At 47.7% G+C, this 19,960-nt stretch carries 21 protein-coding genes and 1 tRNA gene; 14 read left to right on the top strand and 8 right to left on the bottom strand.

Annotation, left to right across the window (positions count from 1 at the left end):
- Window positions 1–51: 51 nt before the first annotated feature.
- Window positions 52–612, bottom strand: coding sequence for a DUF3465 domain-containing protein (locus HMPREF3052_RS01910; protein ID WP_070748148.1), 561 nt, complete (start codon window positions 610–612; stop codon window positions 52–54).
- Between the two features lie 121 nt (window positions 613–733).
- Window positions 734–1,534, bottom strand: a complete 801-nt coding sequence (locus tag HMPREF3052_RS01905; RefSeq protein WP_070748146.1) for a hypothetical protein — start codon at window positions 1,532–1,534, stop codon at window positions 734–736.
- A gap of 162 nt (window positions 1,535–1,696) precedes the next feature.
- On the opposite strand from HMPREF3052_RS01905, the gene HMPREF3052_RS01900 reads away from it, so the two are divergent.
- The 3 genes from HMPREF3052_RS01900 to HMPREF3052_RS01890 all read left to right on the top strand — a co-directional run bounded on the left by HMPREF3052_RS01900 (window position 1,697) and on the right by HMPREF3052_RS01890 (window position 3,194).
- Window positions 1,697–1,948, top strand: coding sequence for an NGO1151 family protein (locus HMPREF3052_RS01900; protein ID WP_003680526.1), 252 nt, complete (start codon window positions 1,697–1,699; stop codon window positions 1,946–1,948).
- Window positions 1,949–2,024: 76 nt separating this feature from the next.
- Window positions 2,025–2,828 carry a basic amino acid ABC transporter substrate-binding protein gene (locus tag HMPREF3052_RS01895; RefSeq protein ID WP_049332057.1) on the top strand — a complete coding sequence of 268 codons (804 nt, stop codon included), beginning with the start codon at window positions 2,025–2,027 and terminating at the stop codon, window positions 2,826–2,828.
- Between the two features lie 129 nt (window positions 2,829–2,957).
- Window positions 2,958–3,194: a putative hemolysin gene (locus HMPREF3052_RS01890; RefSeq protein ID WP_070748144.1), complete on the top strand. Its 237-nt coding sequence runs from the start codon at window positions 2,958–2,960 to the stop codon at window positions 3,192–3,194.
- Window positions 3,195–3,259: 65 nt separating this feature from the next.
- Here the strand turns inward: HMPREF3052_RS01890 and serS are convergent, their stop codons facing one another.
- Complete coding sequence (gene serS, locus HMPREF3052_RS01885) at window positions 3,260–4,555, bottom strand: serine--tRNA ligase (protein ID WP_049352604.1); 1,296 nt, start codon at window positions 4,553–4,555, stop codon at window positions 3,260–3,262.
- Window positions 4,556–4,680: 125 nt separating this feature from the next.
- Window positions 4,681–4,756 (bottom strand) — tRNA-Glu (locus HMPREF3052_RS01880).
- A gap of 132 nt (window positions 4,757–4,888) precedes the next feature.
- Here HMPREF3052_RS01880 and rdgC point away from each other — a divergent pair.
- From rdgC to dcd, 4 genes are all read left to right on the top strand, one after another.
- Window positions 4,889–5,788, top strand: coding sequence for a recombination-associated protein RdgC (rdgC, locus tag HMPREF3052_RS01875; protein ID WP_070748142.1), 900 nt, complete (start codon window positions 4,889–4,891; stop codon window positions 5,786–5,788).
- A gap of 77 nt (window positions 5,789–5,865) precedes the next feature.
- Complete coding sequence (locus tag HMPREF3052_RS01870) at window positions 5,866–6,648, top strand: ADP-ribosylglycohydrolase family protein (RefSeq protein WP_070748140.1); 783 nt, start codon at window positions 5,866–5,868, stop codon at window positions 6,646–6,648.
- Between the two features lie 22 nt (window positions 6,649–6,670).
- The gene (locus tag HMPREF3052_RS01865; protein WP_070748138.1) at window positions 6,671–7,102 is read left to right on the top strand and encodes an MORN repeat-containing protein; all 432 of its coding nucleotides are present in this window, start codon (window positions 6,671–6,673) and stop codon (window positions 7,100–7,102) included.
- 125 nt (window positions 7,103–7,227) lie between these two features.
- Window positions 7,228–7,794: a dCTP deaminase gene (dcd, locus tag HMPREF3052_RS01860; RefSeq protein ID WP_003680541.1), complete on the top strand. Its 567-nt coding sequence runs from the start codon at window positions 7,228–7,230 to the stop codon at window positions 7,792–7,794.
- Between the two features lie 55 nt (window positions 7,795–7,849).
- Here the strand turns inward: dcd and HMPREF3052_RS01855 are convergent, their stop codons facing one another.
- Window positions 7,850–8,671, bottom strand: coding sequence for a posphoenolpyruvate synthetase regulatory kinase/phosphorylase PpsR (locus HMPREF3052_RS01855; RefSeq protein ID WP_049352599.1), 822 nt, complete (start codon window positions 8,669–8,671; stop codon window positions 7,850–7,852).
- 416 nt (window positions 8,672–9,087) lie between these two features.
- On the opposite strand from HMPREF3052_RS01855, the gene ppsA reads away from it, so the two are divergent.
- The 5 genes from ppsA (at window position 9,088) to HMPREF3052_RS01830 (ending at window position 14,573) form a co-directional block, all read left to right on the top strand.
- The gene (ppsA, locus tag HMPREF3052_RS01850) at window positions 9,088–11,472 is read left to right on the top strand and encodes a phosphoenolpyruvate synthase (protein WP_070748137.1); all 2,385 of its coding nucleotides are present in this window, start codon (window positions 9,088–9,090) and stop codon (window positions 11,470–11,472) included.
- 270 nt (window positions 11,473–11,742) lie between these two features.
- The gene (locus HMPREF3052_RS01845; protein WP_070748135.1) at window positions 11,743–12,447 is read left to right on the top strand and encodes a peptidoglycan DD-metalloendopeptidase family protein; all 705 of its coding nucleotides are present in this window, start codon (window positions 11,743–11,745) and stop codon (window positions 12,445–12,447) included.
- Window positions 12,448–12,619: 172 nt separating this feature from the next.
- Window positions 12,620–13,102 (top strand): hypothetical protein, encoded by a 483-nt coding sequence (locus tag HMPREF3052_RS01840; RefSeq protein WP_070748133.1) that lies wholly within the window; start codon window positions 12,620–12,622, stop codon window positions 13,100–13,102.
- Between the two features lie 205 nt (window positions 13,103–13,307).
- A complete protein-coding gene (locus tag HMPREF3052_RS01835) occupies window positions 13,308–14,267 on the top strand; it encodes a DnaJ C-terminal domain-containing protein (protein WP_070748131.1) in 960 nt (319 codons plus the stop codon).
- A gap of 15 nt (window positions 14,268–14,282) precedes the next feature.
- Entirely contained in the window at window positions 14,283–14,573 is a 291-nt protein-coding gene (locus tag HMPREF3052_RS01830; RefSeq protein WP_003685006.1) for a chaperone modulator CbpM, read from the top strand.
- A gap of 120 nt (window positions 14,574–14,693) precedes the next feature.
- Here HMPREF3052_RS01830 and HMPREF3052_RS01825 read toward each other — a convergent pair whose 3' ends face one another.
- Window positions 14,694–14,888, bottom strand: coding sequence for a YbdD/YjiX family protein (locus tag HMPREF3052_RS01825; protein WP_070748129.1), 195 nt, complete (start codon window positions 14,886–14,888; stop codon window positions 14,694–14,696).
- Entirely contained in the window at window positions 14,878–16,959 is a 2,082-nt protein-coding gene (locus HMPREF3052_RS01820; RefSeq protein WP_070748127.1) for a carbon starvation CstA family protein, read from the bottom strand. Before HMPREF3052_RS01820 ends, HMPREF3052_RS01825 begins: the two co-directional genes overlap by 11 nt.
- A gap of 330 nt (window positions 16,960–17,289) precedes the next feature.
- On the opposite strand from HMPREF3052_RS01820, the gene HMPREF3052_RS01815 reads away from it, so the two are divergent.
- Entirely contained in the window at window positions 17,290–18,033 is a 744-nt protein-coding gene (locus tag HMPREF3052_RS01815; RefSeq protein ID WP_070748126.1) for a pseudouridine synthase, read from the top strand.
- Window positions 18,034–18,095: 62 nt separating this feature from the next.
- Here HMPREF3052_RS01815 and alr read toward each other — a convergent pair whose 3' ends face one another.
- The gene (alr, locus tag HMPREF3052_RS01810; protein WP_070748124.1) at window positions 18,096–19,154 is read right to left on the bottom strand and encodes an alanine racemase; all 1,059 of its coding nucleotides are present in this window, start codon (window positions 19,152–19,154) and stop codon (window positions 18,096–18,098) included.
- 216 nt (window positions 19,155–19,370) lie between these two features.
- On the opposite strand from alr, the gene HMPREF3052_RS01805 reads away from it, so the two are divergent.
- Window positions 19,371–19,832 carry a winged helix-turn-helix transcriptional regulator gene (locus HMPREF3052_RS01805; RefSeq protein WP_003747450.1) on the top strand — a complete coding sequence of 154 codons (462 nt, stop codon included), beginning with the start codon at window positions 19,371–19,373 and terminating at the stop codon, window positions 19,830–19,832.
- The last annotated feature ends 128 nt before the right edge of the window (window positions 19,833–19,960 follow it).

Genomic DNA, 19,960 nt, shown 5'->3' with positions numbered 1-19,960 from the left:
ACATTTTGCGCTTATTCCTGTCATCTTTCAAGCAGAAGGCCGTCTGAACGGTTATTGATAAACCTGTCCGCCGTGCTTCAGCCAACCGTCTTCATGACGGCCTGCCGGATCATGATGTGTCCAATGGATAACACCGCCCTGCTCCGACCATTCATATTCGCCGTAAAACGCTACTTTATCACCTTTTTTCAAGCCTTTGATTTTGTCGGCTAAATCGATATTATGCGCCACCAAAAGCGTTTGACCGCTGGAAAGCTTCAAGATAAAGCGTTGATGGCGCGTGCCTTTGTTGTCATCCGGCAGTGTTTTCCATACCGTGCCCTCGCCCTCAACCTGAATATCGCTTTGCTCGTTTTCAAACGCCTGTTTCAAAACCGCTTCGGCTGATTCTTTGCCCGAACCGATTTGCTGCTGAGCAGTATCGGCATTCTTTTTGCCCGCATTATTTTGTTTTTGAACAGCTTCTATTTGCTGCTGATTCTGCGATTGTACCGGCTGCTTGTTTTGCATTTTGTTATAGGCAAATACGGCAACCAAAGCAATCAGCAATACAATGATTTTATTTTTATTCATAACAATCTCAAAAAAAATGCCCGATTCTGCATCGGGCATATCAACTATTTAGAAAGGATATTTATCACGAAAACGTGAGCCGCTATTATACACGCTTCGTAAAATTTTAAGGGAAATTTACGCCAAAGGCAGTCTGAAATTTTTCAGACGGCCTAGATACTCAACGGCGGTATTTCATTTCAGTCTTCATATCGTCCAAAATACGTTTGACGTTGTGTTCCAAGACATCTTCCACCAAGCCCGGAGCCTGCTCGTTCAGCATTTGCTGCAACTGGTAAGTGAACAAGGCCATTTGTTTTTGTACGGCAATCCGAATCATGCCGTTGACCGCATCGGCCACATGGGGACGCAAACGCTTAATCAGGCGCTCGGTCAACTCTTTTTCAGAAACGCAGAATACTTCCCGACGGCCAATCGCTTGCGGGTTTAATACATTGATATGGACATTAATGGCCGGTTCTTGTTCAAGGCCGTCTGAAACCGCCTCTTCAGTCGCTTCCGCATCATCATTTTCCGGTTTTTCAGTTTCTTCCACTTCAGGCACATCAAAATCTACCGCACCTGATTTCGGATTCAGTCTGACGGTACGGGTCGATTCGATATGACGCTCTGAAGCCGCAGCCTGCAACGCAGATTGCGCGCTCAACCAGTTGTCCTGCAAAACCACCATCGCATCGGTTTCCACTGCTTCGCCCTCGTCAGCAAGGGCAGTATTGTGTTCCAACTGCCAACGGTACAAATACTCTTCCAATACTTTTTCACGATTGTCGGCATCCAATTTATATTCTTTTTTAGGTGCGTTTTTGGATGCAGCATCGACAGCGTCGTCCGATTTTTTGACCAATGGCGCATGAGTCGGCGCAGTATTGAATTGTCGTGCCTGACGTAATCTTTCCAAGCGTTTTTCCCAATTCAGGTCTTCTTCCTCGAGGGCTGCGGGGTCAAGACGGTTGTTTTCCATAATAATCTCGTTTTTTCATTTTTATTGTGAACCGTATTCAAACCTAAAATCACTTGAAATACGGCCGATGGTTGGACATATCCGGCAAGCCGGCGCAAGCGTCACATTTTAATATTAATTCGCTATATAATCACTATTTTATTTAATACTCAAGGATACATCATGAGCAGCATCGAACAACGCCTCGAATATCTGGAAGAGGCCAACGACGCTTTGCGTATGCAAAACCACGTCCTCGCCACCGCACTCAAAGGCCTTATCCGCTCCCTGCCCTCCGACATGGCCAACGATGCCGTAGAATCCATCCAGCTTGCCTTTGAAGACGCGTTGGCGGAATTGAGCTATGAAGACAGTCCGCACACCGACCTCTTCCATGACGTAACCTACGCATTTTTCCGAGAAAAAGACCACTGATTTCGGCTAGTTTGTTCACAAAATTATGCTAAACTAAGATTTTATCCGTTAACATTTTATTAAGAAAGCACATATCATGAACATGAAAAAATGGCTGGCCACTGCCCTCGCTTGTTCCGCCCTTGCCCTGACTGCCTGCGGTGGTCAAAGCAACAATGCCTCTGCTCCTGCCGATAAAGTGTACCGTGTCGGCTCCAACGCCGAGTTTGCCCCATTTGAATCTTTGGATTCTGCCGGCAAAGTGGAAGGTTTTGACGTAGATTTGATGAATGCCATGGCTAAAGCCGGCAACTTCAAAGTCGAATTCAAACACCAGCCATGGGAAAGCCTCTTCCCTTCTCTGAACAACGGCGACGTGGACATTGTTATGTCCGGCGTAACCATCACTGACGACCGCAAACAAAGCATGCTCTTCAGCGATCCATACTTTGAAATCACCCAAGTTGTCCTCGTTCCAAAAGGCAAAAAAGTGGCTTCTTCCGAAGACCTGAAAAACATGGCCAAAGTCGGCGTAGTAACCGGCTACACCGGGGACTTCTCCGTTTCCAAACTCTTGGGCAACGACAATCCGAAAATCGCCCGCTTTGAAAGCGTTCCCCTGATTATCAAAGAATTGGAAAACGGCGGTTTGGATTCCGTAGTCAGCGACAGCGCGGTTATTGCAAACTATGTGAAAAATAACCCGACTAAAGGCTTGGATTTCATCTCCCTGCCTGACTTCACCATCGAAAACTACGGTATCGCTGCACGCAAAGGCGACGAAGCAACCATCAAAATGTTGAACGATGCGCTGAAAAAAGTACGCGAAAGTGGCGAATACGACAAAATTTACGCCAAATACTTTGCTAAAGAAGGCGAAAAAGCCGAAGCAGCCAAATAATCTGGTTTGACTTCCTAAACTAAAGGCCGTCTGAAAACTTTTCAGACGGCCTTTAATCTGTTTAACTCAATTAAACGCAAGCGTCCCCTATAATCCGCTTGTTTTTACCCTTCAAATGAAAGACACGCCATGATCAAACCCGTTATCCTCAGCCTCGCTGCCGCAACCGCTTTGGCCGCCTGCTCCGCTTCTGAAAAACAAGAATCTCCTATCGGCGTGGCCAATCCGGCTTCCGAATTCTGCGTCAAACAAGGCGGCAAATCCGAAATCAAAAGAAACAAAGACGGCAACGAATACGGCGTGTGCCACTTGCCTGACAGTACCGTTGTCGAAGAATGGGAATATTTCCGTCAACACAACAAATAATTGTTCAATCATAGGAAAGGCCGTCTGAACCCAAGTTTCAGACGGCCTTTTCTTTTAAACAGCGATTATTTTACTTCCAATTTGGTCACGCCACCCATATACGGTTGTAACGCAGCAGGAACATTAATGCTGCCGTCGGCATTTTGATGGTTTTCCAAAACCGCCACCAAAGTACGGCCGACTGCCAAGCCTGAGCCGTTCAAAGTATGCACCAAACGGTTTTTACCGTTTTCATCTTTGAAACGCGCTTTCATGCGGCGAGCTTGGAAATCTTCGCAGTTGGAGCAGCTGGAAATTTCGCGGTAAGTATTTTGCGCAGGAACCCAAACTTCCAAGTCGTAGGTTTTGGTTGCACCGAAACCCATGTCGCCGGTACACAAAGTGATCACGCGGTATGGCAGTTCCAACGCTTTCAAAATATTTTCAGCATGGCCGACCATTTCTTCCAGCGCTTCGTATGATTTTTCCGGATGAACGATTTGCACCATTTCCACTTTGTCGAATTGGTGTTGGCGAATCAAACCGCGCACGTCTTTGCCGTATGCACCCGCTTCGGAGCGGAAACATGGGGAATGCGCAGTCAATTTCAACGGCAAATCGCTGCCGGCCACGATGCTGTCGGCAACAGTATTGGTCAGCGTCACTTCGGCGGTCGGAATCAGATATTGCGTTTTCTTGCTCTCGTCGCCGCCGCGAGTAACGTGGAACAAATCTTCTGCAAATTTAGGCAGTTGGCCCGTACCTTGCAGGGTCAGATCGTCCACGATGTAAGGCGTGTAATGTTCGGTATAGCCGTGTTTCAGCGTGTGCGTATCCAGCATGAACTGAGCCAAAGCGCGATGCAGACGGGCAATTTGGCCCTTCATCACGGTAAAGCGCGCACCAGACAGCTTCGCACCGCCTTCAAAATCCAAACCCAAAGGCTCGCCCAAATCAACATGGTCTTTAATTTCAAAATCAAATTCGCGCGGCGTGCCGACTTTGCGGACTTCAACGTTTTCAGTTTCATCCTTACCAGCAGGTACGCTTTCATGCGGCAGGTTCGGAATGGTCAACAACCATGCGTCCAATTCTTTCTGAACGGCATCCAAATCAGCGGCAGCCTGCTCCAAATCCACTTTGATTTGAGCAACCTGATCCATTGCAGCTTGAGCCTCTTCGTGTTTGCCTTGGCCTTTCAACGCGCCGATTTGTTTGGAAATACTGTTGCGTGAAGCCTGCAACTCTTCTGTTTTCACTTGAACGGCTTTGCGTTGCTCTTCCAAAGCGTTGAAACGCGCGGTATCAAACTCGTAACCGCGGGTGGCCAAACGTTCGGCAACTGCGGCGGTATTGCTGCGGAGCAATTGGATGTCTAACATTGTTTTCTCTCGTTAAGATTCAGAATGGCATTATTGTAAACCAATTTAAAGATATTTTCACAGCGACAGGCCGTCTGAAAACAAAAAACGCCCCTGCAAAAAGCAGGAGCGTTTTTTAAGAATTTTGGCACGCCCACGGGGATTCGAACCCCGGTTGCCGCCGTGAAAGGGCAGTGTCCTAGGCCTCTAGACGATGGGCGCGTAACCGAAGCGCGAACTATACAGAAAGCCTTTTCTTCTGTCAACGCCTTTACTGCATTTTTAAAGATGCTGCCGATTTCCGTATGTTATTTTCCCTGTATAATGCCGGTTTTAATAAAAGGAAAACTCGCCATGTGGTTTAAGCAAATCAGTTTTTATCCGCTCAACAAAGACAAATTGCCCGAATTGGAAGTCCTTGCCGATAAATTGGCGCAATCCGAATTTGCCCATTGTCAGGGTTTGGACTGGTTTAGCGAAGGCTTTGCCACGCCGGTTTCCTTTTCGCCCGAGCTGGTTTTCCCTGCCGATTACACTTGGCGCGTTGCTCTGAAAAAAGAAGAAAAAGTCCTGCCTGCCGGCGTCATCCGCGATATTTTGGATGAAAAGGTTTTGGAAATCCAAAACAACGAAGCGCGCAATGTCGGCCGTAAGGAAAAACAAGAGCTGAAAGAACAGATTACTGACGACCTGCTGCCCCGCGCTTTTACGCGCAGCAGCCGCACACAGGCGATTTTCGACACGCGCCATGGTTATCTTTTGGTCAACAATGCCGCATCTGCCAAAGCGGAAAATATCCTGACCAAACTGCGCGAAGCCTTGGGCGGTTTGGAAGCAGCCCTACCCAATATCAAACAATCGCCCTCCTCCTTGATGACCAGCTGGCTGCTGCAAGGTCACTGCGAAGGTGGTTTTGAATTGGACAGCGATTGCGAACTCAAAGGCGTAGGCGATGTTGTTCCGGTCGTCAAAGTTTCCAAACAAGACCTGACCGCCGACGAAGTGGTACAACACGTCAAAAACGGCAAAACCGTTACCCAGCTGGGCTTAGTATGGCGCGAACAAATTGCGTTCATCCTCACTCAAGACTTTACGCTCAAACGCATCCAGTATCTGGACGTTTTGCAAGAAGAAGCCGAAAGCAACGGCGACGATGCCGCCAGCCTCGCCTTTGCCTCGCAAATCCTGATGACCGAAGCCATCAGCACCATGTTGGAAGAACTGGTTTCTTATTTGGGCGGCTGGCAAGAATAATTTTTCAGACGGCCTTTTGATTGGGAAATATCAAAGGCCGTCTGAAATATAAATGAAGTATCAGAAAGGATGTCATGATGTTGGGCGCAGTCATTGGCGATATTGCCGGATCAAGATTTGAGTTTGACAACTACCGTCACACCGATTTTGATATTTTCAGCCCCGACAGCGACTTTACCGATGATACGATTTGCACTGTTGCCATTGCCGATTGGGTTTTACAAGGCTGTAACAATAATTTGGCCTCTATTTTGCAAGGCTGGTGTAGGGCATATCCCTGTCCGAAAGGCGCATATGGCGGCCGTTTCTCACAATGGATAGAATGGAAAGATCCAGAACCTTATAATAGCTGGGGCAACGGCTCGGCCATGCGTGTTTCTGCCGTTGGCTGGGCATTTGCCACATTGGAAGAAACCCTGCATTTTGCCGAACAATCCGCCATCGTGACGCACAACCACCCGGAAGGCATTAAAGGTGCGCAAGCCGTAGCCGCCGCCATCTTTTGGGTGCGTACCGGCATGGAAAAAACGCAAATCAAAGAAAATATTACACGGCAATTCGGCTACGACTTGAGCCAAAGTTGTGACCAAATCCGCCCGCATTATCATTTCAACGAAAGCTGTCAGGAAACCGTACCTCAAGCGATTACCGCCTTTCTTGAAAGCGATGATTTTGAACACGCCATCCGACTGGCAATTTCCCTGGGCGGAGACAGCGATACCTTGGCAGCCATTACCGGCAGTATTGCCGAAGCCTACTACGGCATCCCTACTGCCATGCGCGAACACGCTTTAGCCATATTGCCACGCCGTATTGCTGAAACCCTGCTGACTTTTGAATCCCAATATCAGGCCGTCTGAAACTGTCTGCAAAAAGGAATGAATGATGAAATACCTCGCCCTACTCCCTATCGCCTTCATGCTGGGTACGCCTGCCATTGCCGAAACCATCAATCCTTATCAGGAAAAAGGTTGCGCTTATGATGGCGATGTCGGCAAAGACGGCAAACCGTCCGGTAAAGGCACATGGAAATGCCAAGACGGCCGCAGCTATGTCGGCACATTTAAAAATGGCAAATTTGACGGCAAAGGCGCATATACCGTTTCCGGCAACCGCGAAACCTTTATCGAACCTTTCTCCTCCAACAGCGCCAAATTACGCAATATGACACTGGAAGGCATGTTCAAAAAAGGCAAGGCGCACGGAAACTTTACCGCTTCTCAAAACGGCACACCCGTCTTCATCATGAAATGCGAAGACGGTATGATTAAAGAAGTCAAACTGCCTAAGAAATCTGCTTCCAAAACCAAATAAACAGCCTTTCAGACGGCCTTATCCATATTTCAGGCCGTCTGAAACATCAATTAACAAGCCTGCCTAAAGGCTGTTGTATTGATTTTAAAGAATTTCCAAACAACCCTTACCCCAGGACAACCACCATGAGCATTAAATCCGACAAATGGATACGCCGCATGGCCGAAGAACACGGCATGATTGAGCCGTTCGAGCCCAACCAAATCAAAGAGGCAAACGGCCAACGCATCATTTCCTACGGCACATCCAGCTACGGCTACGATATCCGTTGTGCCAATGAATTCAAAATCTTCACCAATATCAACAGCACCATCGTCGACCCGAAAAATTTCGACCCGAAAAACTTCGTTACCGTCGAAGACGACTGCTGCATCATTCCGCCCAACTCCTTTGCACTGGCGCGCACAGTCGAATATTTCCGCATCCCGCGCAACGTCCTGACCGTCTGCTTAGGCAAGTCCACTTACGCTCGCTGCGGCATTATCGTCAACGTTACCCCGTTCGAGCCCGAGTGGGAAGGCTACGTTACGCTTGAGTTTTCCAACACTACCCCCCTGCCTGCCAAAATTTATGCCGGCGAAGGCGTGGCCCAAGTCTTGTTCTTTGAAAGCGATGAAGTCTGCGAAACTTCATACAAAGACCGCAACGGCAAATACATGGGACAAACCGGTGTCACCCTGCCTAAAACCTAATGTACCAAATAAAAAAAGGCCGTCTGAAGTTTCAGACGGCCTTTTATCATTTCATTTAGAAACGGCGTTTCAGCTTGCAAGCCTGCAAGATATGAACGGCGAGTTCTTCCACAGATTTATCCGTTGTATTGGTAAACGGCACTCCGTGGCGTTTGAACATATTTTGCGCATCAGCAATCTCGCTGCGGCAAGTATCGATTTTGGCATAGGTCGAATTAGGACGGCGCTCCTGACGGATAGCCTGTAGACGCTCGGGTTGAATAGTCAAACCAAACAGCTTGTCTTTATAAGGTTTAACCATACGCGGCAAATCGGTTGATTCCAAGTCATCGGGAATCAATGGATAGTTTGCGGCGCGGATACCGTATTGCAGAGCCAAATAAAGACAAGTCGGCGTTTTGCCCGAACGGGATACGCCCATCAAAATCACATCCGCTTCCTGCAGGTTTTTATCGCTGACACCGTCATCATGGTTGAGCGAAAAGTTCACTGCTTCCATACGCGCATCGTAACGCTTGGTATTGCCGATACTATGATGGCCTCGTTCGGCAATCGTTGCTTCAACATTCAATTCTTTTTCCAGCAAACCCAAGAACGTTTCAAAGAAATCAATATGGAATGCATTGGATTTTTTGATGATTTCACGGATTGCATCATTTACCACGCTGACAAAAGCAATCGGACGATCGCCAAACTGTTCGGCTGTCTTATTGACCTCATCCACTACGGCCAACGCTTTTTCAGACGTATCGATAAATGGATAAACATGGCGCTTGAACTCGACATTGCCGAATTGGTTCAACAGGGCTTCACCGATATTTTCGGCGGTCAGACCGGTGCGGTCGGAAATATAGAAGACTTGGCGTGGAGCTGTCATAGTGAATCCTTCTGAGGGTAACATTTCAGACGGCAATCATAGCAGTTACAGCCTTTGCAATAAAGCGATTCCCGGTAGATTACACAGGATTACAACAAATTTGAACAAATTTTAAATTAGAATAAAATTTTATTTTTTTAGATTTATTGGAATTATATTCCACATTTGCAAAATAAATTTCGATTCTTAAATTTATTAACTTATTTTGTTTTCCATATTTAACAAGAAGATAACACGTAAAAACATGAATCTGATATTCACATTTCAGAAGGCTACACGTCTGAAAAGCACAATATCACAGACGAATTTGTGATTTTTAAAAAGATAAAACACATGACAGCCATCAAACGAATGGCTACAATAAGCAGGCGGATTTGTTTCTTTTTTAACATTTTTGGATTGGATTGGACACACAAATGGCCGAAAACTACGTTATTTGGTTTGAAAACCTGCGTATGACTGACGTTGAGCGAGTGGGCGGTAAAAATGCCTCGTTGGGCGAAATGATCAGCCAACTGACTGAAAAAGGCGTGCGCGTTCCCGGCGGTTTTGCAACCACAGCCGAAGCTTATCGTGCTTTCCTGGCTCACAATGGTCTGAGCGAGCGTATTTCCGAAGCCCTGAAACAACTGGATGTTGAAGACGTTGCCGAATTGGCACGCGTGGGTAAAGAAATCCGTCAATGGATTTTGGATACTCCGTTCCCTGAGCAGCTGGATGCTGAAATCGAAACAGCTTGGAACAAAATGGTTGCCGATGCCGGCGGTGCGGACATTTCCGTTGCCGTACGTTCTTCCGCAACAGCAGAAGACTTACCGGACGCTTCTTTCGCCGGCCAACAAGAAACCTTCCTGAACATCAACGGCTTGGATAACGTTAAAGAAGCAATGCGTCATGTATTCGCTTCCCTGTACAACGACCGTGCCATTTCTTACCGTGTACACAAAGGCTTCGAACACGACATCGTTGCCCTTTCTGCCGGCGTACAACGCATGGTGCGTTCTGACAGCGGTGCTTCCGGTGTGATGTTTACCATCGATACCGAATCCGGTTACGACCAAGTCGTTTTCGTTACCTCTTCTTACGGTCTGGGTGAAAACGTCGTACAAGGCGCGGTAAACCCTGACGAATTCTATGTATTCAAACCTACTTTGAAAGCAGGCAAGCCGGCTATCCTGCGCAAAACCATGGGTTCGAAACAAATCAAAATGATCTTTACCGACAAAGCCGAAGCCGGCAAATCTGTAACCAACGTTGATGTACCTGCAGAAGACCGTCAACGCTTCTCCATTACCGATGCCGAAGTAACCGAGTTGGCTCATTACGCGCTGACCATCGAAAAACACTACGGCCGCCCAATGGACATCGAATGGGGCCGCGACGGCTTAGATGGTAAACTCTACATCCTGCAAGCGCGTCCTGAAACCGTGAAATCTCAAGAAGACGGCAGCCGCAACCTGCGCCGCTTCTCGATCAACGGCGAAAAAGTGGTCTTGTGCGAAGGCCGAGCTATCGGTCAAAAAGTTGGTCAAGGTAAAGTTCGCTTGGTGAAAGATGCGTCCGAAATGGATTCCGTTGAAGCAGGCGACGTACTCGTTACCGACATGACCGACCCGGATTGGGAACCGGTAATGAAACGTGCTTCCGCCATCGTTACCAACCGTGGCGGCCGTACCTGCCACGCAGCGATTATCGCGCGTGAATTGGGTATTCCGGCTGTTGTAGGTTGTGGCGACGCTACCGATCTGCTGTCTGAAGGTCAAGAAGTTACCGTATCTTGTGCCGAAGGCGATACCGGCTTCATCTACTCCGGCTTGCTGGACGTACAAATTACCAATGTTGCTTTGGACAACATGCCTAAAGCACCTGTAAAAGTAATGATGAACGTTGGTAACCCTGAATTGGCATTCAGCTTCGCCAACCTGCCTAGCGAAGGTATCGGCTTGGCGCGTATGGAATTCATCATCAACCGTCAAATCGGTATCCACCCTAAAGCCTTGTTAGAATTCGATAAACAAGACGATGAATTGCAAGCGGAAATTACCCGCCGCATCGCCGGCTACGCTTCTCCTGTCGACTTCTATGTCGATAAAATTGCGGAAGGTGTGGCAACTTTGGCTGCTTCGGTTTATCCACGCAAAACCATCGTTCGTATGTCTGACTTCAAATCCAACGAGTACGCTAACTTGGTGGGTGGTAGCATCTACGAACCGCACGAAGAAAACCCAATGTTGGGCTTCCGTGGTGCAGCGCGTTATGTAGCCGATAACTTCAAAGACTGCTTCGCACTCGAGTGCAAAGCCTTGAAACGTGTTCGCGATGAAATGGGTTTGACCAACGTCGAAATCATGATTCCATTCGTCCGTACTTTGGGTGAAGCAGAAGCTGTTGTTAAAGCCCTGAAAGAAAACGGTTTGGAACGCGGCAAAAACGGCCTGCGCCTGATCATGATGTGCGAGTTGCCAAGCAACGCTGTATTGGCAGAACAATTCTTGCAATACTTCGACGGCTTCTCCATCGGCTCTAACGACATGACCCAGCTGACCCTCGGCCTCGACCGTGACAGCGGTTTGGTATCTGACTCCTTCGACGAGCGTAACCCTGCCGTTAAAGTGATGTTGCACTTGGCAATCTCTGCCTGCCGCAAACAAAACAAATACGTCGGCATTTGTGGTCAAGGCCCATCAGACCATCCGGACTTCGCCAAATGGCTGGTTGAAGAAGGTATCGAAAGCGTATCGCTCAACCCTGACACCGTCATTGAAACCTGGCTGTATCTGGCTAACGAATTGAACAAATAAGTTCGATAAGACAAAAATCCCCTACCCGTTTATCCCGGCAGGGGATTTTTATTGCCTTATTCAATGCCGTCTGAAAAAACTTTCACTTTCTTTTACCTTATCGAAAAAATCCTTTATCATCAAAATGATAAAAAAATATGCCGCCATATCCACAAATTTTCAATATTAATATACTGCCTTTCTGTATTTTATCCCGTGTCTTTTGAGTGAACCTTTTTCCACTCTTCCTATCTATCATACGCAGCATAACGATACATTTTGAAATATCCCATGAATACAAACTTTATTCCCACCTTTCAGACGGCCTTGAAACGTCTGGCACTCATCAGCACCATTGCCGTCTTAGCAGCCTGCGCCGGCAACAATACCTCTTCCAACCGCGCCGTACCTGACGGCTACTACAAAGTCCGCCCTGGCGATACCCTGACCCAAATCGCCAAACGCTACGGACAAAATGTCAACACACTGGTTGCATGGAATAACCTTCCCAACGCCTCACAAATCGAAGTCGGCCAAGTATTGCGTGTCCGCCGTCATGTTGCCTCACGCAGCACTGCAACGCAGCAACGCCAAACCACTGCCGTTACCCCGATCAACCGATTGAACCTGCAATGGCCGACCGATAACGCTTCATCCTCCATTATCCAACGCTACAACGGCACCACCAGCAAAGGCATAGATATTGCAGGCACACAAGGCCAACAAATCCGTTCCGCCGCAGCAGGTACCGTTATCTACGTTGGCGAAGAAGTCCGCGGCTACGGTAAGCTGATTTTGATCAGCCACAATGACTACACCATTACCGCCTACGCCCACAACGACACGCTTTTGGTACAAAAAGATCAAAAAGTCCAAGCAGGACAAGTTATCGCCACCATGGGTAGCAGCGATTCAGACAGCGTCAAACTTCATTTTGAAGTACGTCTAAACGGCAAAGCAGTCGATCCCCTGCCTTATTTGACCAGAACAAATTAATACCTCAATCAAAAGGCCGTCTGAAACAAAATTATTTCAGACGGCCTTTTGATTTGTCTCACCATAACACTCATTTCAACAAAGTATTGACCAACTTAACTTATGTTGATTGAGTGAGAACGCCGTTATACAATGACAACTCTTTTTAACATTCTATTTTAGGTGCCCTACTATGTCTCCTAACCGCATCCTTGCAACCGCACTCTTGTTTGCGTCTGCATTTGCCAGCGCAGATGTCCATATTGATGAAAGTATTCCTTACCGCGACAAAGAAGAAATCGATACCCGTATCGTTTCCGAATGTTTAGAAGTGGGCAGCATTATGTCCAAATCCTTGCAAGAAACTGCAGCCAAAAGTGATGTAACTATTGTCCGTGACGGTAAAAAACAAGGCACATACGCTGATATCGCCATTACTTCCGCCATGAGCGCAGGCAATGCCTTTATCGGTCACGCCAAAGGTATGGCGGTTTCAGCCACTTTGTATGTTGACGGCAAACAAGTTAATAAAAAAACATTTACCCGCAACTCTTCCGGCGGCATGTTTGGTGCCTATAAAAGCTCTTGTGCGGTCTTAAATCGCACTTCTAAAGTCTTGGGTTCAGATATTGCTCAATGGATTGTTAACGAACAAAAAAATGCTCAAGACAAATAAAACCCCAATTTGATAAAGGCCGTCTGAAAAACCGTATTTCAGACGGCCTTTATATTCTCTATTTCTCTAGAAACAAAGAAATAAATTATCCATTAATCATTGTCAGAAATAGAGAATTTTATTTCTAACGCCCTTGATTTTAGAATATCTACCCTCAATTATTAAAACCATAAGAATTTTGTATATGAGCAGTCAAAGGAATAACATGGCAGAAAAAAACTATTATGAAATACTAGACGTTGCCAAAGATGCGGATGAGGCCGAAATCAAAAAAGCCTACCGAAAACTGGTGCGCAAATACCACCCCGATGTCAGCAAAGAACCTGACGCAGCCGAACGTACGGTAGAAATCAACCGTGCCTACGAAACGCTTTCCGACAAAGAAAAGCGGGCTGAATACGATGAAATGTTGGCTAATCCTTACGGACGCAGCGCCGGAGGAAATCCGTTCGGTCAAGGCGGCAATCCGTTTGGCAATGGATTTAACGGTGGCGGCTTCCACTATGAACGTCATGAAGGCGAACCGTTCGGAGCGGGAGACTTCAATTTTGAAGATCTGTTTTCATCATTCCGCCAATCCCACACTCGTTCCGAGCAACCCCGCGGCCCAATAAAAGGCGAGGATCAACATGCTGAATTGAGTATTGATATTTATGCAGCGTATGTTGGTGCAGAACGTAGCATGACTTTGAATGTGCCGACTCTAGACGAATACGGACGTGCGGTTTATCAAAATAAAACCCTCAACGTTAAAATCCCCAAAGGTATTGCAGAAGGCCAACAAATCCGTTTGGCCGGTCAAGGTTTGCCGGGATACAACGGCGGGGAAAACGGTGACTTGTACTTAAAAATCAAGTTCCACGACCAACCTGATTTATATGTCAAAAACAGGAAAGACGTATATCAAACAATAGATGTCAAACCTTGGGAAGCCGTATTGGGAGGCAAAATCATCGTCCCTACCGCTTCAGGCCGCTTACAGGTCAATCTGCCTGCCAACAGCCAAAGCGGTAAAAGCATCCGCCTTAAAGGCAAAGGTATTCCTGCAAAAGAAGCCGGAGACCTTTATCTTAATATCCGCATTAATGTTCCGCCAGTAGAGAGCGAAGCCGACCGTGCCGCATGGGAAAAATTGGCCGAACACTTTGCCGCAAAACAAGCATAAGAGAAAGGATAAATTATGATTCAGTCCTCCGATATTACCCTTACTTTTGAAGAAATCGTTGCCGCCAGCCGCTGCCGTCGCGATTGGCTGTTGGAACTTATAGCAGAAGACATCATCAGCATCGATGGTGCGCCCGAAAAAAGCACCTTCAGTGGTTTTCATCTTGCCCGCATCCGTCGCGCACAACGCTTAAGCCGTGATTTTGAGGCCGGCATTCCCGCATTGGGGCTGATTATGCGGCTGTTAGACGAGGTGGAAGAACTCAGAAAAATACAGCGTCCGCTGGTACTACTCGAAGAAGAGTAAATATCGACAAGTTGTTCGATTAAATATTGATGACAAGAAAAAGTTTTTGATGTTTATTGATATTCTATAATGAAAGGCCGTCTGAAAATATTTTCAGACGGCCTTTTTTTCATGCCTTAATTAACAACAGCGTCCGCCGTTGCCGCCGCAACGGCGTTTGCGACAGTAGTCTTGAAATTGCAGCTTAGTCATGACCGGCGCGTTGGGATTATGTCTGCGCTGGCGGGCAACGTAGTTTTCATAATCTGGGACACCGGCCATCAAGTTTGCTGTCAGTTTGATGGTTTTCCACCAAGATGCAAGCTTATGCTTCATTCTGAGCCTCCGGCTGTTTACCGTCGCGGTACACTGCTGGAATTTCTTTAGCAGTTGGCCAGCCGACTTTGCGGGCTTTCATGGCGGTACGGAAACCGTACACGGCGACAATCACGACAACTGCCAGGAACAAAGCGGTCAAACCGGCATTGATTTGGTCGTTGAAAATGATTTGTGACATTTCGCCAATGTCTTTAGCTGGAGCAAGGACTTCGCCTGAAGCCAAGGCATCGCGGTATTTGCCTGCGTGAGCCAAGAAGCTGACGCGTGGGTCGCTGTGGAACAGTTTTTGCAAACCGGCATAGCAGGTGACAAACAATACGCCGAAAGCAGGAACCAAAGTTACCCAAACATAGCGGTCGCGTTTCATTTTCACCAATACAACGGTACACATAATCAACGCTACGCCTGCAAGCATTTGGTTGGCGATACCGAACAACGGCCAGAGCGAGTTGATACCACCCAGAGGGTCGGTTACGCCGGTATAGAGGAAGTAGCCCCACAATGCCACAGCCAAGAATGTTGCAACCAAGTTGGCAGGGATAGAGTCGGTGTTACCGAATGGTTTGTAGAAGATACTGCCCAAGTCTTGAATCATGAAACGGGCAACACGTGTACCGGCGTCAACCGCGGTCAAGATGAACAAGGCTTCAAACAGCAAGGCAAAGTGATACCAGAACGCCATCATGGCTTCGCCCGGAATCAGACGGCTCATAATGTGTGCCATACCGACTGCGAGGGTTGGCGCACCGCCTGCACGAGACAGAATGGTGTTTTCGCCCACTTCTTTAGCAGTGTGCAACAGGGTTGCGGCATCAACAGAGAAGTTCAGTTTAGTGGTAATGACTTCGGCAGCTGTGTTGGCATCTGTACCAATCAGCGCGGCCGGGCTGTTCATCGCGAAGTACACGCCTGGATCAAGCGAAGCGGCGGCAGCCAGAGCCATAATGGCCACAAAGCTTTCCATAATCATGCCACCGTAGCCGATCATGCGGACGTGGGTTTCGTTTTCCACCATTTTTGGTGTGGTACCTGAAGAAATCAGCGCATGGAAGCCTGAAACCGCACCACACGCAATGGTAATGAACAAGAATGGGAACAATGCACCTGAGAATACCGGACCTGAGCCATCGATAAAGTGGGTAACTGCAGGCATTTGCAGAGTCGGGTTTACAATAACGATACCCAAAGCCAAAGCTGCAATCGTACCGATTTTCAGGAAGGTAGACAGATAGTCACGTGGAGTCAGCAAGAGCCAAACCGGCAATACGGAAGCCACGAAACCGTAAATCATAATCGCCCAAGTCAGCTGAATGCCGTCAAGGTCGAACCAGTGACCAAAGGAGCTATGGGCAACATCTTCACCATAAATCACGGCCAACATCAGCAAAATAAAGCCGACGATGGAAATCTCACCAATTTTGCCCGGACGGATATAACGGGTGTAGATACCCATAAACAGAGCAATCGGCATAGTCGCTGCGATGGTGAACGTACCCCAAGGGCTGTGAACCAATGCTTTCACAACGATCAGCGCCAACACCGCCATGATGATGACCATAATCATCAAAATACCGATAGACGCAATCACGCCTGGGACGGTACCGAGTTCTTGTTTCACGATATCGCCCAAAGACTTACCGTCACGGCGCATAGAAACAAACAGTACCATCATATCCTGTACGGCACCGGCAAATACCACGCCGAAAATAATCCACAAAGTACCGGGCAGATAACCCATTTGCGCTGCCAATACAGGACCAACCAGAGGGCCTGCGCCTGCAATAGCGGCAAAGTGGTGGCCGAACAGTACGCCTTTATGTGTGGGCACATAGTCCAAGCCGTCATTGTGGCGTTCTGCCGGAGTCAGACGGTTAGGATCAAGCTGCATCACACGGTTGGCAATGTAAAGACTGTAGAAACGGTAGGCAATGCAGTATACCGAAATGGCGGCCGTAACCATCCAAATCGCACTGACTTGCTCGCCACGGCTGAGAGCTAAAGTAGTAAAGGAGGCCAAGCCTACCAAAACCACAATGCCCCAGATCAAAAATGATTTGAGCGATTTCATTGATTTATCCTTAAAACGTGATGCACCAAGGCTTGCTTTAGCGACAAACTGCCTTAATGCGCTTCAGAAAGACCAGTCATTATAGTCTTCATGATTTCATGAGTGAAATGTCATTTCAACCCCAATTCGACTGAAAACAAAATGATTAGTTCGTCCGTAAGGTTAACACAAACAGACAATATACCCTTCATTTTTTACTTCAAAACTAAATATTCCTTAACATATAGCAAACGAAAGGCCGTCTGAAAATCCAAATATTCAGTTTTCAGACGGCCTGACAAACGGTCAATGCTATAATCCGATATTCCCATTTCTCTATATTGCCATACCATGCAAAACAACGATTCCGAAACCATGCGCCTCTCCAAACGCATGGCGCAATTAGGCTTATGTTCGCGCCGCGAGGCAGACAGCTACATCGAGCAAGGCTGGGTCAAAGTCAACGGCCAAACCGCCGTACTCGGTCAAAAAGTCACCGAGCGCGACCGCATCGACCTCAACAAACAAGCCCATGAAAAACAAGCAGCGCGCGTAACTATCCTACTAAACAAACCCGTCGGCTACGTCAGCGCGCAGGCAGAAAAAGGCTATAAATCCGCCGCAGAACTCATCACAGCCGAAAACCACTGGGAAGGCGACGACAGCCGTATCCCTTTCAGCGAAAAACACAAATTTGGTTTAGCCCCTGCCGGCCGCTTGGACATTGACTCTGTCGGATTGTTGGTGCTCACCCAAGATGGCCGCATCGCCAAACAGCTGATTGGCGAAAACAGCAGCAGCGAAAAAGAATACCTTGTCCGCGTCCGCGGCAAACTGGACGACAAAGGCCTTGCCCTGCTCAACCACGGCTTGAGTTTGGACGGAGAAAAATTGCGCCCCGCCAAAGTCGAATGGCAAAACGAAGACCAGTTGCGCTTTATTTTGCGACAAGGCAAAAAACGCCAAATCCGCCGCATGTGCGAACTGGTCGGCCTGCGCGTCGTCGGTTTGAAACGCATCCGCATAGGAAAAGTCAAACTCGGCAGACTGCCGCCGGGCAAATGGCGTTATTTACGCGCTGACGAATCGTTTTAATTGCAGATAACAAAAAGGCCGTCTGAACACACATTTCAGACGGCCTGATCTTTTATTACTGCTTATTCGATATAAGTAAACTTCGCACGTTTAATATTGCAGAGGATTTCGTACGGAATCATACCGGCAACTTCAGAAACTTCATTGATATTAATTACATCGCCCCAAAGCTCGACTTCCGCGCCCAAGCCCTCTTTCGAGGCTTCCAACTCAACCGTAATCATATCCATAGATACCCTGCCGATAATACGACTGCGTTTGCCATCCACCGCCACAGGGGAATTAGTGGAAGCACGACGCGGATAACCGTCGGCATAGCCGCAGGCAATCAAACCGACACGGGTAGATTTGCTGGTGTAGAACGTTGCGCCGTAGCCAATCGGAGAATGCGGTTGCAACACACGCTCGCCGAAAACGCGGGAAGTCAGGCGCATAACAGGTTTCAAACGCTCATCCACGCCGCCGAAAGGCGAAATACCATATAAAGCCAGACCGGCACGTCCCCAATCGCGGCGTGCTTCAGGTACGTTCAAAATCGCGGCGGAATTGGCCAAGCTCTCTTCGCCTTCCAAACCTTCACACGCTAAATCAAACGCTTCAAGCTGCATTTCGGTCATGCCGTTTTCCGGTTCGTCCGCGCAGGCAAAATGGCTGAATTTCACAATGTTTTCAACCGATTCGGATTGTTTCAATGCAGTATAGGCGGCAGCATAGTTATGCGGAAAGAAACCGGCACGGTGCATACCAGAGTCCATTTTCAGCCATACGGTTGTCGGACGTTGCCACTCATGATGTACAAACGTCTCCAGCTGCCATTGGCTGCCGATTGCCGGCCACAAATCATAACGGTCAACATCCGCATACTCCGCAGCCTCAAATACGCCTTCCAACAAAACAATCGGATTTTTAATGCCGTTTTGACGCAACTCCACGCCTTCATCTACCGTTGCCACCGCAAAGCCGTCGGCAATATCCGCCAACGCGTGTGCGCATCTGACCGCACCATGCCCATAAGCATCAGCCTTAATCACAGCCAACAATTTATTGCCATGCAACTCTTTGAGAAAACGATAATTTTGACGTAAATTATCCAAACGGATTTGCGCATTGAGCGGACGCATAATGTATTCCTCTTATCGGCATTTCGTTTCAGACGGCCTGCCCCATTACTTTGAAGTAAATATTATAGGTCAAAAACTACACAGGATTCCATGAAATCCACAAGAATAATCTATTCATAATTTAGACCTCATGCGCGCCTTTAGGCATTTATGCTTCTTCTCAGCCTGTTTTAAGGTTATGATTTAATCCAAATGAAAACGACAGACATCAATGCCATGAAAGAACTCGACAAAACCGACTTAAAAATTCTCAAGCTCCTACAACAAAACGCACGTATCCCCATGACCGAATTGGCTGAAAAAGTCGGCCTCTCCACCACGCCGGTAACCGAACGCGTCCGCCGCTTGGAACGCGACAACCTTATTACCGGCTATCACGCCCATCTGAATCCTCATGCTTTAGGTCAAAGCCTCTTGGTCTTTGTCGAGCTGAAACTGCGCTCCAAATCCGGCAATATTTTTGAAGACTTCAAACGCGAAGTGCTGAAGATTCCGCAAATTCTCGAATGTCACTTAGTCTCCGGCGAATACGACTACCTTATCAAAGTCCGCCTGCCCAATATGTCCGCCTATCGCGATATGCTCGGCAATATCTTGCTGCAACTGCCGGCTGCTGCCGAAAGCCGCAGCTATGTTGTCATGGAAGAAGTCAAAGAAGAAGTGGTATTAGACATCTAATTCTATTCAACAAACAAAGGCCGTCTGAAAGATTACAACATTCAGACGGCCTTTATTTTAAATAGGCAAAAAAAACGCACACATCCGACAGAATGTGTGCCAAGTCTACAAAGGAGAAATAGAGGAGA

Source organism: Neisseria sp. HMSC056A03 (assembly GCF_001815685.1).
Lineage (GTDB): Bacteria > Pseudomonadota > Gammaproteobacteria > Burkholderiales > Neisseriaceae > Neisseria > Neisseria subflava.
The sequence above is the reverse complement of the archived record's forward strand: the minus strand, read 5'-3'. Positions and strand labels throughout refer to the sequence as shown.